This is a genomic window from Marinobacter sp. PE14, from assembly GCF_053566155.1.
Map to the genome: position 1 here is coordinate 306,763 of NZ_JBQXNY010000001.1, position 14,837 is coordinate 321,599.

Here is a 14,837-nt window from a genome sequence, read left to right on the forward strand (position 1 = left end):
AGGATGTCCATGTTCACTCATATGCAGCAAGTTCGGAAAGAGAACCATCACGCTCATGACACCGACTACGAGTTGCTGATCTTTCGCGTTCAAGAAACGGGTGAATACCGGATCTACGTAGCAAAGGGTGGGTTCGGAGTCGGTGATATTTTCACCGCAAGTCAGGACGTTGTAGGAGGCGCCAAGCTTCAAGGTGGAACCGATGTTGTTGAGAAACTAATCGAAATTGCCAAAGATGATATCAATCGCAATGAGTTCGGCCTCTACTAGCTATAACCAATCATTCCAGTTTGTTCCGGCCCCGATGGGCCTCCACCGGGCGCCCTTTTCTCCGCTTCGCTACGCAAAGGCCGCCTCTGAATATTGGCGTTATATTTCTAGAAAACAGGGACAGATTTATTTTTCCGGCTTATCCGGGTACCTCGAGGCTAATTTGAGGCTCTATTAACCGGCTTTGTAGTTCGGTTAAAATTGACCCCCAATGCACAGAACGGATTCTGTGGTTCAAAAGCAAGGAGAAGCTGATGCCCAGACAGGCCAGGCTGATTGGGCCCGGTTTTGCCCACCATATTGTTCAACGCGGACATAACCGCCAGCCGGTGTTCGTCGAGCCCCGGGATTTTGAGTACTACCTGGCAAACCATTCAGGAATGGAAGCAGGTCTATAAGCTGGAGGTGTTCAGTTACTGCCTGATAACGAACCATATTCATCTGGTCGTTCAGGCGAACGACAACCTCACAGCAATTCCTCAGTTAATGAAGCGTCTCGCTGGTCGACAGACCCGTTTTGTGAGTGCCCTCGAAAAACGCAGTGGTTCCCTCTGGGAAGGACGCTACAAGATCAGCCCGCTTGATACTGACGCCTACCTGCTGGCTTGTTGTAGCTATGTGGAACTCAACCCTGTTAAGGCGGGGATGGTGGATAAGCCTAAGTTGTATGATTGGTCGAGCTATTCTGCGCGAGTAGGGTTGTCACACTGTTACTGGCTGGATGGGCCCGACATCTTTCGGGCACTGGCAGGTAATCACCAGCTGAGGGTTGAGGCCTATCGACAATTCGTTGAACAAGAGGATGGCTCCTCGTCAGATGAATTAATTGGCAGTGCGATTAATAGCAACAAGCTGACAGGCGGCAACAAGTGCCTGGATGAAATTGCAAACCGTATCGGTGTCAGAGTTGAAACTCGTAAGCCCGGAAGGCCTTCATCTCGAAAATAGATTTGTCCCGGTTTTCCCTTTAACTTACTTTGCTCTTATCAGTTGGTAGATCGTGCACCAAAAAGCTAGGCTTTATACTAACTGAACGGCTGAATGTCTGAGTCCATATCTTTTATCTCTTTTTTTATTAGTTTCCAGAATAAATCTCTAATTTGGAAGTCATCCATTTTTAGAGATTTCGGATCGGTTCCTTTATATGTGGTGATAATTTTAGACATTTCTTCAACATCATATTTGTCAAAGTTCGGAAAGTATCTTTTTCGCCAGCGATTGTGATTGATTTCGTGCCATGCTCGAATAAATCGCTTAGTTTCAAAGTCTACTTTAAATCTTTCTTTAAGTGACTCTACGAGGCTGTCAAGTTGGTATAGAATAGTCTTGTCATCAATTTCTGAGAAAAAGAAGATCCATCCCTTGCCTTTGTTTTCAGAAATGCATCCGGTAATTCTCAAGTTTATGCGCCATTGAAGTAGGGGGATGGATCGCTTTTTTGATGTATAGTAAGCGGTAAATATTCCGGTGATCGAATCGATAAGCTTTTGTTTTGAAGCCTGCCCGGTACTAGCAGTTGCCGCTTTATTGCTTGATGGGTTGTAGCGGTAACCAAGGTAGGAAAATTCCTTCCAGGCCTCATAGCTGAGCGATTTGTCGGACCTTTGTTTTGGGTCGTAAATTGTTAAACCAATATTTTTGCATCTTTTTATGATGTCTTTGGTTACGCTTTCAGCGTCTTCTTTTTTGCACAGGATTATAATATCATCGACATATCTTTGATAAAAAAGATTCGATTTTTTTTTGTAGAGATTGTCTAGATTTCTGAAATATAGAGCGGCGAGTATATTCGAAATAGGTAGTCCTTGTGGGATTCCTTTTTCGCTCTTAGCACCTTTTTTAGTTGTTTGGCTTATCGCTCGATCGATCAACTCCAAAATGTCTTCATTTTTTATGAAGTTTCGAAGATTTCTTCGCAGAATTTTATGCCTGACGCTTGGGTAAAAGTTTGAAATATCTAGCTTTATTACCCAGTCGTATTTCTTTTCTCTAAGTGAGGTTTTTATTTCTTTGGTTATTTTTTGTGGTAGAGGCTGATCAACTTTACCAGATAGGCGATTCTGCAAAAAGATGCTTAAAGCTTTTAGGGTTAGGCTGTCTCTCAAGGTAGGGATGCAGACTTCTCTGGGAGGTTTTTCTGGACCTTTACTTATTAGTTTTTGCTTATATCTGGTGAAGCTATACTTTCCAGAAAGTACTTTCTTATTTATGATTTCAATGTTTTCGCCGAGGTTTTTCTCAAAAACTTTTATTGAGATATTGTCAACTCCGCTAGACTTTTTTTGTGCGATAGCGGAATCATAGATCTTTTTTAGATTGTCTTCTGAAAAGGTTTTTTGAAACTCGCTGGCTATTGACTTCATTAAAATAAATCTTTTATAAAGCTGGTAGAAGCTAGAATGATTGGAAGTATAAATAGAGTGGCTAAAAGAGCTGTCCTTTTTATTAGGTAGATGGAATATATTATATAGTGGTGGGGTTGTGGCTTCTGTGTCAAAAGACTCCGATCTTTTGCATTGTGCCATTCCCAGATGAGAGCTCGAACGTGATCGATCTCTTCATGATTTTCTGAAATATTTAGGAGTCTTTCGTATTCTTGTTGATTGTTGGCTGATACATGGGTGCTCCCTTTGATATTAAAGTAAAGGCTCTGGAGGGCAATATAGTTGTCTTTAAATTGCGCCGCTCGACTAGAATATCGGCAGTTACCGTTGAAAAGGGATAGCGCTAGAATAAATACCGAAAAGCAGGTGAAAATCGTCGACGTCAACAACTGATTATTGGAATTTTGGTTGTATAACTGCCATATCGATACGAAAACCGCGGACAATGAATACCAAAGAAGTAGAAGGTCAAGATAATGCTGATTTGATAATAGTCTTTTTTCTGCATTTATTCTTGATTTTCTCGTCCACCAAACATTGTCTTCCATGGCACAGCCTTTAGATTAAATTAAGAGCTCTAGGGCGCTATACTTTGAGACGCTTGACGCCTGTGAAAGACAGGCTTACTGCCGAAGCAGCAAAGTGGAATCTCCACTTCGATATTAGTGTCGCTCTCCAATACTGGAGAGTGTTCCACAACTGGGAGTACCCTAGAGCACTGCGATAGTATCAGTTTGGAGCTATAGAGAAAACCGAGGCATGCTTTGCGTCTTGCCTGAAATAGGAGACTGAAAACCGGGAAGCCGTGACGAAGACCGGGACGTGACGAAGACCGGGACGGAGCTATTTTTCTGGGCTTTTGATATGCAGGACGTTCTTGTCTCTTATGCTCATCTCGAACAGCTCACTGGCTCGGATAAGATCGCTCAGCTTTTTGTACCCGTAGTTCACAGGGGAGAAAGAGCTGTTATTCGAAATGTACTGGCCAACCTTGCCCAGATGGGCCCAGCCATCGTCATCAGCAGTCTGCTCCACCGCAGTTCGTAGGGTCCGCACCAGCACGGTGTCGCCCCTGAGTTTGTTCCGTCCCCACTTGGTTTCGACCGTTGGTTTTGGCGTGCCGCCGTTGTTGACGTTATCGGGCTCCTCAGCTTCTTCGCGCAGGTTCTCCGTGTAGATGAATTGCGAGCAGGCGTTCACGAAGGGCATCGGGGTTTTGCGCTCTCCAAAGCCAAAGACGGGTAGGCCGGCTTCGAGAATTCGCATCACGAGGGGCGTAAAGTCGGAATCGCTGGTCATGAGGGCGAAGGCATCGACATTCCCGCTGTAGAGCAGGTCCATGGCGTCAATGATCATTGATGCATCGGTCGCGTTCTTGCCGGTTGTGTAGGCAAACTGCTGAACCGGTCGGATGGCGTTGGCGTGGAGCTTTTCGATCCAGCCACCCAACTGGGGACCGTTCCAGTTTCCGTGGGCATGGCGCACGTTCACAGCCCCGTATTTGGCGAGCTCCTGGAGTACCCCTTCGATGGATTGGTGACTGACGTTGTCACAGTCGATGAGTAGAGCGATTTTGTAGTTGCTGTTCATCGTGCTTGAGCTGTCCTTGTCTCAGATGGTGGTTCTGAATACTAGCAGTAAAGCCGGAACCGCGGAAAACCGGGATAGATCTGTTTTTTCGTATCACTGGTCTTCCCTGATGGCCTAGCGCTAAAGTAGGTAGGTGCCAACCTGCAACGTGCTTCGGTTAGGATCGGCGTTCAGCGCAGAAAGGATTCTGTGTTTCAACAGCAAGGAGAAGCTTGATTCCAAGACAGGCCAGGGTGATTGCACCCGGTTTTCCAGACAAATCGGAGCCTTAAGTGATAAAACCCAGTTGTTACAGTTGCCGAAAAAGGTTTGAGCCATCTGAGCTCCGGGTTTCTTACTCGAAAAACTACTGTGAGCGCTGCGGTGTTGGGCTGTTTGGTGAGGACTATTTCAGGTTCAACGCCAAACCCGCCCCAACTGTCCGGAAGAACTTTGCGGTCCATTTTGCAGTGCTTCTTCTCGGGGGCGCTGGGTTGTTGTTATGGCTTTTGACTGGCCGGTTGTGACCGCTCAGAATCGGGGCAGGCCCATTTTCTGACAGCGTTCGATATAACCATGCACAGCAGCAGTCTGCGAGGCAGCGATTTCAAAATCACCCAGGATCGCGAGGCCATTCCGCACGCGGACTTGTTTTCGTCGTTTCAGGATACGGATCGCCTTGGCATCGTTGTCCCTCGTCGGTTTGAGGGCATTGGTGCAATGACCCTCATCATGGCCTACGTCACCGCCTTCTATGACCGCTATCGCGAGCGCGGGCCAGAGTTTTATGCCTACCCGGATTTCTTTACGTTTCAGCGAGAGGCCCCCTGTGCCGACTATGGCATGTTCGACATCTGGCCAAACCACAAGAACGTCCACGTTCCACAAGGCGCGCAGCAGACCGCCGAGGCCATTACCGGGCGGGGCGTGAACGTTTTACTGGTTCCCGACAACGACGCGCGGGAGGTTGCGATCTCACCGGTTGAACGGGAAAGCGCCAGGCGCAATGTCCAGCGCTGTTTTGCCTACTCCGGGTCCGGTACTGCGGCGTCGTCCGATCTTGTCATCGAGTGCCGGAGTGAGCTGCTCCGCGATTATGCGTTGTCCGTTCTCGACTCCCTGCCTGCCGAAGAGTCGGTGCTGGAACAGCGCAGGCAGTGGGAGGCACGACTGGCCGGCGACACGCTGCGCCAAACGTTTCGTAAGTTGGATCTTGATGATGCTTTGCGGAGGATCTGACTAGAACAATTAAAAGTCGGGACCGACTTCTTTGTCGGTTCACAAATATTGGTAGGGTGGCCGCTACGACGACCTAAGGCACCGAGAATGACAGTGCCTCCAACGTATGGAAGCCCCATTTGTTGCTATTTTGCCTCGAGGACTTTTGACCGAATGCGTGATAGCCGAGCCATCAACGTTTTGAGTCTACCATCGTGATCCTGATCACTATGGTATCTAAGCCACGCTTCGAAGTGCTCAAATGGCATTCCGATTGAGTTGGAGCTGGATTTGTAATTGCTGTTCGTATACCTGAACCATTCGTTGATTATGATGGGGAACGAGTAAATCCAGATCCCAAATCCCGCCACATTGTATCGAGACCAGAATACCTGATCATCTGCATGGTTCTTACAGATGGCTATGGATGTCTTCTCGAAGAAAGCCAGGGCTTCGTAGATTTTGCTGACATCGTCCTGGTGATCGGCCTGCAAAGTACGTGCGATCGATTTGATCGCAGAGGGGAAGTTTTCAGCCATATGTTCCATTCGAGTAACGAATACTTCCCAAGGGTCTGAATTAGCGGGCGCTTTGGATTGTATTTGCGAGACTTCAAGGCAGTTTCTGTAAGCATCGCCTAAATGGTTGCTCAGGGGGCCGATGGAGGCGAAGACGATATTAATGTCTGGTGCCGACGAGCAGAGGTTATGGGCGTGCTCAACTTTATCCCTGTTTAGCTTGTCACGAAGCTGGTTCAAACCTAAATAGGTGGCGGTGAGAATCGACATAATGATGGCGAGTGGTGAAAGCAAGTCGGTTAGATCCGCCGCCAAAAGCGAATTAGTCAAAGGCGGAGGCTTCAAGCTTTCATTGAATGCGAACCCGATGGATTGAATCAGAACAATCACCAGGAGGATTGCAGCAAGAATGGCAATCGCACGAATTTGTTTCGTTTGCTTTTGAAGATTGCTTCTTTTGTTGGAGCCTTCTTCAATTTGGGCTTTGAGTGACTTCAGTCTTAACGAAATTTTATCGTCGAGGTTGTTCATTTCGCTACATCCTTTTAGCGTGGAAATGTGGGCGTACACAGATAATTTTGGCATTGAATTATTTCGGTCTGCTCAAAAAATATACACCTTTATGGTTTGAGTGTCGTCTGCCATCGAAAACAAATTCGGAAACCGGGACAGATCTATTTTTTCGTTTCTGATGGCCCAGCGTTAAAGGAAGTCACTATCAACCTCCAACGTGCTTCGGCTAATGATGCGGGCTGAGCCTATCGGCAGTCTGTTGAGCGGAAAAATGATTCACAGTCAGATGAGTTGATTCGCTCGGCGATCAATAGCAACAAGCTGACTGGTGGCAATAAGTTCGTCGATGAATTAGAAAAGCGCATCGGTACCAGAGTTGAAAGGCGGAAGCCGGGTAGGCCGGCGTCTGGAAAATAAATCTGTCCCGGTTTTTCACAGAGCTGCGAGGCAATGCCTTGCAGCTTTTTTCGGTACGGACATGTACTAGGACAGAGCAATCTTGAGGGTTGTCACTCAATCAAGCCGAGTTCTTCCAACCTTATAGCCATCGCCACCACTGAGACGCCAAACTGGTCTGCCAAAGATTGTCTGTTGATGAAATTGAATCTTTCGGTGCTAGCCAATAATTTTGCCAGCTCCCTGCGAGTTGGGTACTTTCTTAACAGTTCCTTCACATTGGTAAAACCAAGAGCAAAGGCAGTTTCATTGGTCACGGTGAAAGGTTTGTTGTAGAAGGCTTCCAGAAAACGTGCTTCGACTAGTTTTGCTGGCATGAGGAATAGCGTGGCGAACTCATCGGCTTCTTTCTCTACGCGATCTCTTTTGGGCTTCAGTATCTCATCTGACCTGTCACGATGCAGAGATCCTCGAAGGTCATGAAGGATTGCATGCCCTATCTCGTGAGCAGCCGTGAACCTTCTTGATTTAGGGTTTAGTTGTCGTGAAATGGAAATAGTTTTATTTGTGGGGTCTATCAAACCAGCTACTTCGGCGTCACCAGCTGAGGTTTGATGCACCCCAATACCGCTTAGCTCTTGAAATTCAAAACCAGCTAATTTTGCGGCGACTCTAACATTGAGCATTTCAACAGGATTTTCTGGTACTTTGTCGCCCCATATTTTCTCCTTTTCGCCCCATATTAGTCGATGCAGACGTTTTACTTCGACTTGTATTTGCTGACGAGAATACTGCCTCGGCTTATCAGCGGATATTTGAAGCTCAGGAAATTCATCGTTGATCCGCGATGCTGAATGTTTGCCCTGAGGTTCATCCAAATCCAGCCCTTCGTTATTTGCTGCATGATATGGATTGTGAAGTACGCCAGGGTAATCGGCTTTTGGTTCGGCTTGGGCCTTACTAGCCGATTGGAATAACTTCGCTTCCTCTTCAGCGTGTCCTTCTTCCAGCTCTTCCATGAATGAGTAGGGGTTTTGTAATGCTCTGCGGCTTTCAGAGACTCTTCTATTCATTGGGACTGTCCTCAACTCGACTAGCTCTATGGTTTCCTGCTTTTTGCTAATGGCCTTTTGCTCGTTTCCAGAGGAGCAACCGAAAGCGTCAGAGCTGGTCAAAAAGTAACCATAAACTGAGTATAACAGGATATAGTGGTCAGTGAGCAAGAGCGGAACTATGGATTTTGAAGAAAGGTTTGGGAAAAAGTTTTTAAAAACAGTTGGGTGACTAAGTTTATGGTGGTTTCAATTGCTTACAAAGGAAAGTGTAAAGTACTAGATGTTGTGTATGGCCGCCGTAGGCGAAAACCGGAATAGATTTAATTCCTGGCCCACGTCATGGCCTAAAGCTAATGCCATTAAACGCCAGAGTGATTGTCCCCAACTCTCGTCCGTTCACACCCCTATTTGACCAGCTCTTGGAGTAACCCTCGATGTGCAGGTGACTGACGTTGTCGCAGTCGATGAGTAGAGCGACTTTGTAGTTGCTGTTCATCTTCGTTGAGCTGTTCTTGTCTCTGGCGCTTATTGTTAGGGTTCCAAGGTCAGTCTGCATCTTATCGTAGAGTGACAGCCTCCGGTTATTGAGACAAACTGGCCCGCTTTTCCGAAGACATTCCCTTTTCCCACTCAGCTTCATCGCCCGGCGCTGGCAAAAACCGCCCAAACTCGATCATCTGGGTGGCCGGAATGTCCTGCAGATAGATCCAGACATCTTCAGCCGAGATGTTTACGATTTGGGCGATTTCTTCAAGCATCTGGCTCATCAGGGCCTGTTTGATCTCGATGCTTCTGCCCTCCCGCACCAATCCGTGCACATACACGTGAGGCGCGGTGTTCACTCTGCCACCCACAAAGTGGTCGCCCTTATTGGCCGCAGAAAACAGAACCTGGGCAAAGAGCCGGGGAGCGCCGGTTTGGGTATTGTGGGCCGCTGTTATGGCCTCGGCGATCTGTGATTTCTGCTGCGGCGACAGAGGCAGATTCGCGACCGTGACGGTGTAAGTGGGCATGGGAAACTCCTGCCATGGGTTGTACGTTTGCACTGGATCTCGCCACTATGGGAGTGAGGCGGACTTGTTTCACTATAGCAACGCTTATCTGCCTGGCCCCGGCGATTTACGCTGCCGATCATGGTGGGGCGGTTGCAGGTGAGTGAGGGCGGTGTGGTTGGTGAGATTATTGAACTGCCGGTTAGATCCTGAAGCAATGAGCTATCCTGAGACTCTCGACCCTCAAGCATGCGAGCCAGACAATGATCGAAACGCCCCAGGAATTTCAGAGCGATGGTACAACCTGTCGCGGTGTTCTTTACACGCCAGATGCCCAGAGTAAAGGTTTACCGTGTGTCGTCATGGCCCATGGTTTTGGGCTGACTCATGCCAGCGGTCTGGCACCGTTCAAAGAAGCTTTCTGCAATGCGGGTTATGCGGTCTTTGCTTTTGACTACCGCCATTTCGGTGACAGTGATGGTCAGCCACGGCAGACGCTGAGCCCTTGGAAGGAAGTGGCGGACTGGCTGGCGGCACTGAACTTTGCGCGGCAGCTTGATCGTGTCGATGGCAGCCGCATTTGCCTGTGGGGAACGTCGTTTTCTGGCGGGCTTGTGGTTGCGGCCGCGGCAAAAGATGGGAACGTGAAATGCATCATCTCCCAATGCCCGATGATGGATGGTTTGGCGTCTTTGCTGGGGGTTGTCGGTTATGCCGGCCTCATGCAGGCCATGCGCCTGACCTGGCACGGAACGGTTGACTGGCTTCGTCGTGGGCTGGGGATGTCTCCCCGGTATATTGCATCGGCCGGACGCCCCGGCGAGTTGGGCATGATGACGGCTGAGGACTGCCAGGAGGGGTATGTTCCCTTGCTGGCGGATAACGCGTCGAATTACGTCGCCGCGGGCGTGAGTTATGCGATTCCTCTTTTCCGGCCCATCCGGTTGGCCAGCAAAGTCGCCTGCCCGGCACTGGTGTTGATTTGCGACCACGATACCGTCGCCCCGGCGAGTGCTGCTGTCAAAGCGGCGGCGAGAATGCCGAACGCGGAAGTGAAGCACTATCCGGTCGGTCATTTTGATGTCTATCAGGGCGAAGCTCTGGAGCAGTCCATCGAAGATCAGTTGGATTTCCTGTCCCGGTTTTTACGGTGACAGCGACAACCGGGGCAGAGCTATTTTGGATGGGGTTAAGGGCATAGAATTGGCGAATGGTATCGACTGGGTGCGGATGTGCACTCAGATAACAACCGCAGCGACAGGCCCTCACTATGAATGTGGATAAAGCAAAAAAGCGTATCGCAAAGCAGGTCAAGAAGGGCTTTCACGGCTATCCGTTGGTTTCGCTGGAGTACTTTGGTAAAGCGAACTCTGGCAAAACGCCCGATTCAGCCAGCGAGGTTGTGATTTCTTATACCGAGGAAGAGGGCGCGGAACCCCAGAAGCAAACGTTCGCAAGTGGCGGTGATGCCAGGGAAGACGAAACCATTCAGTCCACACTTCTCAAAATCATTGAACGGGCGGATGCAAAAACGGTGACGGAGACCGACGGCATTTCTACTCTCCCTTCTTGAACTTCGCTACTACGTCAATCTTCACGCTATTTCCCGCCTGTATGTCGGAAAAGCCTAGAAGCAGGCTGGTTCGCCAGCGCCGGCGAAACCAGCCAATTCACGCTCGAGGTCATTGAGCACTGTAGGGAACACAGGTCAATGGCTGGTAGACAGCTTTGGCAGCTTCACGTGGAAAAAGGATTTGACCTTGGCTTTCAGTGACGCCGCCATCTGCGCGATGTGCTCACTACGCTGTTGCTTTGCAAGCTGGGTGTAGTAATTCATGTCGATATTGCCGTCTTCGGTCAGTTTCGGAGCTTGGTAACTCATGACGCTGTGTCCTCGTTTGATAAGTGAGTCATTTCGATAGGGAGCATATTAATGAGTATGGGGCTGTTGAAAAAGCGATCGTTTCTCAGCAGAATGATGAAATAATCTCATCAATCGAGAAATGCTATGCGCCACCTGCCACCGCTCAATGCGCTTCGGGTATTTGAATCCGCCGCGAGACACCGCAGCTTTGTCGCAGCTGGCAAGGAACTTTTCGTGACGTCATCGGCGGTCAGTCATCAGGTGAAGACACTTGAAGAATATTTGGGTCTTTCACTCTTTAGCCGAAGCAAGCGAACGGTGGCGTTGACCCCGGCAGGCGAGCAATACCTGACATCTGTCAGGCACGCGTTCGACGAGATTGAGATGGCCACCCAGCGCCTGACTGAGAACCAGGAATCCAACGTGGTCAAGATCAGCGTTGCCCCCAACTTCCTCACCCGCTGGCTGATGCCTCGCATGGCGCGATTCCAGGCCTTGTACCCGGATATTGAGCTGGAAATTAACGCGTCCATGGGGCTGCTGGATTTCGATCGCACCAGTACCGACATGGCGGTCTATTTCGGGAGTGGTGAATGGGACGATATCGAAGTGCATTTTCTGCGCAGAGTAATGCTGGTGCCGGTGTGTAGCCCGCAGCTATTGGACGGTGATTTACCGCTGGAGAAGCCTGAAGACCTGGCTAAACACACTCTGATCTATGTCAGCAAACGGAAGTGGGAGTGGGAGAACTGGCTGCAACAGTCGGGCGTTGATTTTATATCCGCCCGGGGCAGCCTACAGATGTCCAGTGGGCAACTGGCCACGGCGGCGGCCCAGGAGGGCCTGGGAGTTGCGCTGGCTGATAGCACCCTGACGTCTCGTGAGATTAAATCGGGTAAGTTGGTGGTGCCGTTCGACATCCAGCTCGATACGAATAGGGCCTTCTATCTGGTCTACCGCAAACAACGTCCGCTGACCGTCGGGATGAAAGCCTTCAAGGAGTGGCTGATGAGCGAGATGTAACGAAACCGAGCCCGGGACAGATTTATTTTCTAAGAGCGTTCGACACAACCATGCACAGTAGCAGCCTTCGAGGCACCGATTTCAAAATCACCCAGGATGGCGAGGCCATTCCGCACGCGGACTTGTTCTTCTCGTTTCAGGATACGGATCGCCTTGGCATCGTTGTCCCTCGTCGGTTTGAGGGCATTGGTGCAATGAACCTCATCATGGCCTACGTCACCGCGTTCTATGACCGCTATCGCGAGCGCGGGCCAGAGTTTTATGCCTACCCGGATTTCTTTACGTTTCAGCGAGAGGCCCCCTGTGCCGACTATGGCATGTTCGACATCTGGCCAAACCACAAGAACGTCCACGTTCCAATCGATGCGCAGAAGACCGCCGAGGCCATTAACGGGCGGGGCGTGAACGTTTTACTGGTTCCCGACAACGAGGGGCGAGAGGTTGCGATCTCACCGGTTGAACGGGAAAGCGCCAGGCGCAATGTCCAGCAGTGCTTTGCCTACTCCGCGTCCGGTACTGCGGCGTCGTCCGATCTTGTCATCGAGTGCCGGAGTGAACTGCTCCGGGATTATGCATTGTCTGTTCTCGACTCCCTGCCTGCCGATGAATCGATGCGGGAACAGCGCAGGCAATGGGAGGCGCGACTGGCCGGCGACACGTTGCGCCAAACGTTTCGTAAGTTGGATCTTGATGATGCGTTGCGGAGGATCTGACGTGAACAACTGCCGACCTCTTGCTCCCTGATGACTCAGGGCTGGGGTATTAGCAACGTCTGCACTTCGTCACCACGAGCCGGCTCACCCCCTTCAACCACCCGCGGCCGGTTTCAAGAGCGTGTCTCCTTTTTTGAAACTCCATGCTAAAGTTTCTAAAAAGGAAACAAGGACGTTTTGTGCCTATAATTTCAAGAAAGTCGTTCAACGATGCGGCCAAGAAGTTTCCCAATGATCAGGACGCGCTGGTGAATACCTACACCACGTTGCGAAATGGGAGGTTCGACACGCCTGATCAGTTGCGCCGGGTTTTCCCGTCGCTGGACAACTTCAAATACAGGGACAAATGGTGGGTTATCGACATTGGAGGCAACAATTTACGGCTGATTGCCTTCATTGAGTTTCGTGATAATCGCATGTACGTGAAACATATTTGTAGCCACGCCGAATACGATCGGCTGACCGACAAATAGTGTCGGAATAGGGAGTGAGGCTTATGTTATCGCCTGCTTTTTTAGAAATCAGAGAAGCGTTGGCTCAGGTGCCTTTTGTCGCCCATATTGAGACTCAGGACGACTACGAGCGAGCATTGGAGCTTATGGATCAGTTGGTGGACGACTACGACGCCAATAGACTGTTAATTGAGGTTCTGGCTGTCAGCATTGAGCGCTGGGAGGACCAGGCAGCAGAATTTTCTGACTTTAATGCGGCTGTCGCTGAAACTGACAGAGGTGTTGCCGTACTCAAAACCTTGATGGCCCAACACGGGCTTGGGGTTGCTGATCTGCCAGAGCTTGGTTCAAAGGGCAATGTGAGTAAAATTCTCAATGGTGCTGAAGGAAAAAAACTGACCCGCAGACACATGGAAGCACTGGGCAAGCGGTTTGGGGTGTCTCCGGTACTCTTTTTCTGAAAGGGAAAAGAGAAAAACCGGGACAGATTTATTTTTTTATCGCCCTAACGCAACGGCGGAAAAGCTCGGCCGAAAAGTATCGGTGTTCGCCGGGCTGTTCTGCCACGAAGAGCTGGCCACCGGAACTGTAGATTCCGCCCTCGATCATCAGGTTGTCGCTCATTTCAAAGTCCTCAATGGTATGGCCAAGTTCGTCCAGGTCGGTGGCGCCTGCTCGTTCCCGGTAATATCGGCTTTCGAGGGTAAACCCGAAGGCCGGCTTACCCTGTCCGATCATATAACCTACCTCAAAGACGGTGCCCGGGTCCGCGCTGATGCCGCGGAAGGGGGTCAGGTTGGCGATGATGGCCTCGCAGCTGTCCATCAGTTCCCGGTTGGCCCGGTAGATCCGATGCCCGCGCCTGAATTTCGCCTCGTTGGCGGACAATGCCAGTTCAGTATCCAGCGGGTCTATGCCCTCCAGTCCGTATTCCTTAAGCAGGCGTTTTTTCTCGGCCACGATGGCCTGATGTTCAGCTGCGGGGAAGAAAACTTCCGGGCCGGCGAGGTAGATTCGTTTTGGCTTCGTCATGGGTGCCTCATGGAGCTGATGAAACTGCAGGATAGCATCCAGTATTTTCCAGGTAGCAGAAATGGAAAACCGGGACAGATCCGAAAACCGGCATAAAACCTAAAACCGGGACAGATCTATTTTTTGGATCTATTTTTTGAAACCGGCGGTCGCCTGCACACCGCCATCCACGAAGACGCCAGCATGAACCTGGCCGCCATTGATTCGTTTAGCCCCCCAGGCCCAAGCCCAGTATATAGAGACCGATTCCAGCCCAGGTGATCAGTAGCAGCGCCCAAGGTAGCCATGGGGTTCGATAGCGGATCTCGGATTTTGCAGGATTTTGTTCCGCACTTTCGGTCGCTGTTTGGTGTTGTTGTTTTTTGCGCTGTTTGTCTTTTTCACGGGCTTTGGCTTTTTGCTGTTTTTTATACTGATCAATGCCCTTCTCGATACCCTGCGCGATCAGTTTTGTCTGCTCCTTGCTTTGCCGGGGCCGCTGAGTCGCCTTTGCCATGGCCAAGGCTTCCTCCTGGGTTTGCGGTGACGGTGGCTGCTTTTTGATTTTTGCCATAGGGCTCGGCTCGGGTTGTTGGTGAATGGGCTATTATAACGGTTAAGATCGGCGTCGTTTATTCAGCCAGGAGCCACGCCATTACCTTTCCGCTGCCTCGTTTATATTCTTTCCGTCGTTGCCCTTACGCTATGCGCGCTCGGCTCGGGATCTTGTTTGCCGGACTGACGGTGGAGCTGCGGGAGATCGTGTTAAAAAACAAGCCGGCGCAGACTAATTTTTGCGGCGAAGAAAGGTGCAATGGTTGTGTGACTGTAGCCTGACGTCTGAAAACAACAGAAATGG

At 50.1% G+C, this 14,837-nt stretch carries 18 protein-coding genes and 1 pseudogene; 10 read left to right on the forward strand and 9 right to left on the reverse strand.

What is annotated here, in order from left to right; genetic code table 11:
• Nucleotides 1-9: 9 nt before the first annotated feature.
• Nucleotides 10-270: a hypothetical protein gene (locus ACWJ62_RS01415; RefSeq protein ID WP_449284584.1), complete on the forward strand. Its 261-nt coding sequence runs from the start codon at nt 10-12 to the stop codon at nt 268-270.
• A gap of 351 nt (nt 271-621) precedes the next feature.
• Entirely contained in the window at nt 622-1,218 is a 597-nt protein-coding gene (locus tag ACWJ62_RS01420) for a transposase (protein WP_449284585.1), read from the forward strand.
• 77 nt (nt 1,219-1,295) lie between these two features.
• On the opposite strand, the gene ACWJ62_RS01425 is transcribed toward ACWJ62_RS01420, so the two are convergent.
• The 3 genes from ACWJ62_RS01425 to ACWJ62_RS01435 form a co-directional block, all read right to left on the reverse strand.
• A complete protein-coding gene (locus ACWJ62_RS01425) occupies nt 1,296-2,633 on the reverse strand; it encodes a reverse transcriptase domain-containing protein (RefSeq protein ID WP_449284586.1) in 1,338 nt (445 codons plus the stop codon).
• Nucleotides 2,633-3,202 (reverse strand): SLATT domain-containing protein, encoded by a 570-nt coding sequence (locus ACWJ62_RS01430; RefSeq protein ID WP_449284587.1) that lies wholly within the window; start codon nt 3,200-3,202, stop codon nt 2,633-2,635. The genes ACWJ62_RS01425 and ACWJ62_RS01430 overlap by 1 nt, the downstream gene beginning before the upstream one ends.
• A 295-nt stretch (nt 3,203-3,497) precedes the next feature.
• Complete coding sequence (locus ACWJ62_RS01435; protein WP_449284588.1) at nt 3,498-4,244, reverse strand: NYN domain-containing protein; 747 nt, start codon at nt 4,242-4,244, stop codon at nt 3,498-3,500.
• A gap of 555 nt (nt 4,245-4,799) precedes the next feature.
• Here ACWJ62_RS01435 and ACWJ62_RS01440 point away from each other — a divergent pair.
• Nucleotides 4,800-5,462 carry a hypothetical protein gene (locus ACWJ62_RS01440; RefSeq protein ID WP_449284589.1) on the forward strand — a complete coding sequence of 221 codons (663 nt, stop codon included), beginning with the start codon at nt 4,800-4,802 and terminating at the stop codon, nt 5,460-5,462.
• A 125-nt stretch (nt 5,463-5,587) separates the two neighbouring features.
• Here ACWJ62_RS01440 and ACWJ62_RS01445 read toward each other — a convergent pair whose 3' ends face one another.
• From ACWJ62_RS01445 to ACWJ62_RS01455, 3 genes are all read right to left on the reverse strand, one after another.
• Nucleotides 5,588-6,490 (reverse strand): hypothetical protein, encoded by a 903-nt coding sequence (locus tag ACWJ62_RS01445; RefSeq protein ID WP_449284590.1) that lies wholly within the window; start codon nt 6,488-6,490, stop codon nt 5,588-5,590.
• Between the two features lie 491 nt (nt 6,491-6,981).
• Complete coding sequence (locus ACWJ62_RS01450) at nt 6,982-7,941, reverse strand: ImmA/IrrE family metallo-endopeptidase (RefSeq protein ID WP_449284591.1); 960 nt, start codon at nt 7,939-7,941, stop codon at nt 6,982-6,984.
• 563 nt (nt 7,942-8,504) lie between these two features.
• Nucleotides 8,505-8,936 (reverse strand): tautomerase family protein, encoded by a 432-nt coding sequence (locus ACWJ62_RS01455; RefSeq protein WP_449284592.1) that lies wholly within the window; start codon nt 8,934-8,936, stop codon nt 8,505-8,507.
• A 242-nt stretch (nt 8,937-9,178) separates the two neighbouring features.
• On the opposite strand from ACWJ62_RS01455, the gene ACWJ62_RS01460 reads away from it, so the two are divergent.
• Both ACWJ62_RS01460 and ACWJ62_RS01465 read left to right on the forward strand, forming a co-directional pair.
• The gene (locus tag ACWJ62_RS01460; RefSeq protein WP_449284593.1) at nt 9,179-10,069 is read left to right on the forward strand and encodes an alpha/beta hydrolase; all 891 of its coding nucleotides are present in this window, start codon (nt 9,179-9,181) and stop codon (nt 10,067-10,069) included.
• A gap of 116 nt (nt 10,070-10,185) precedes the next feature.
• Nucleotides 10,186-10,488 carry a hypothetical protein gene (locus tag ACWJ62_RS01465; RefSeq protein WP_449284594.1) on the forward strand — a complete coding sequence of 101 codons (303 nt, stop codon included), beginning with the start codon at nt 10,186-10,188 and terminating at the stop codon, nt 10,486-10,488.
• Nucleotides 10,489-10,623: 135 nt separating this feature from the next.
• On the opposite strand, the gene ACWJ62_RS01470 is transcribed toward ACWJ62_RS01465, so the two are convergent.
• Nucleotides 10,624-10,797 (reverse strand): RSP_7527 family protein, encoded by a 174-nt coding sequence (locus ACWJ62_RS01470; RefSeq protein ID WP_449284595.1) that lies wholly within the window; start codon nt 10,795-10,797, stop codon nt 10,624-10,626.
• Between the two features lie 126 nt (nt 10,798-10,923).
• On the opposite strand from ACWJ62_RS01470, the gene gcvA reads away from it, so the two are divergent.
• From gcvA to ACWJ62_RS01490, 4 genes are all read left to right on the forward strand, one after another.
• On the forward strand, nt 10,924-11,802 hold the full coding sequence (gene gcvA, locus ACWJ62_RS01475) for a transcriptional regulator GcvA (RefSeq protein ID WP_449284596.1): 879 nt from the start codon (nt 10,924-10,926) through the stop codon (nt 11,800-11,802).
• Nucleotides 11,803-11,852: 50 nt separating this feature from the next.
• Nucleotides 11,853-12,515: a hypothetical protein gene (locus tag ACWJ62_RS01480; protein WP_449284597.1), complete on the forward strand. Its 663-nt coding sequence runs from the start codon at nt 11,853-11,855 to the stop codon at nt 12,513-12,515.
• Between the two features lie 179 nt (nt 12,516-12,694).
• The gene (locus ACWJ62_RS01485; protein WP_449284598.1) at nt 12,695-12,988 is read left to right on the forward strand and encodes a type II toxin-antitoxin system HigB family toxin; all 294 of its coding nucleotides are present in this window, start codon (nt 12,695-12,697) and stop codon (nt 12,986-12,988) included.
• Between the two features lie 23 nt (nt 12,989-13,011).
• Nucleotides 13,012-13,428: a helix-turn-helix domain-containing protein gene (locus ACWJ62_RS01490; RefSeq protein WP_349517745.1), complete on the forward strand. Its 417-nt coding sequence runs from the start codon at nt 13,012-13,014 to the stop codon at nt 13,426-13,428.
• Between the two features lie 28 nt (nt 13,429-13,456).
• On the opposite strand, the gene ACWJ62_RS01495 is transcribed toward ACWJ62_RS01490, so the two are convergent.
• Nucleotides 13,457-13,999 (reverse strand): nucleoside 2-deoxyribosyltransferase, encoded by a 543-nt coding sequence (locus tag ACWJ62_RS01495; protein ID WP_449284599.1) that lies wholly within the window; start codon nt 13,997-13,999, stop codon nt 13,457-13,459.
• A gap of 208 nt (nt 14,000-14,207) precedes the next feature.
• The gene (locus tag ACWJ62_RS01500) at nt 14,208-14,552 is read right to left on the reverse strand and encodes a DUF2956 domain-containing protein (protein ID WP_449284600.1); all 345 of its coding nucleotides are present in this window, start codon (nt 14,550-14,552) and stop codon (nt 14,208-14,210) included.
• 92 nt (nt 14,553-14,644) lie between these two features.
• Between ACWJ62_RS01500 and ACWJ62_RS01505 the strand changes: the two are divergent.
• A pseudogene (locus tag ACWJ62_RS01505) lies at nt 14,645-14,764 on the forward strand (glutathione S-transferase N-terminal domain-containing protein); the annotation flags it as partial.
• Nucleotides 14,765-14,837: the final 73 nt, after the last annotated feature.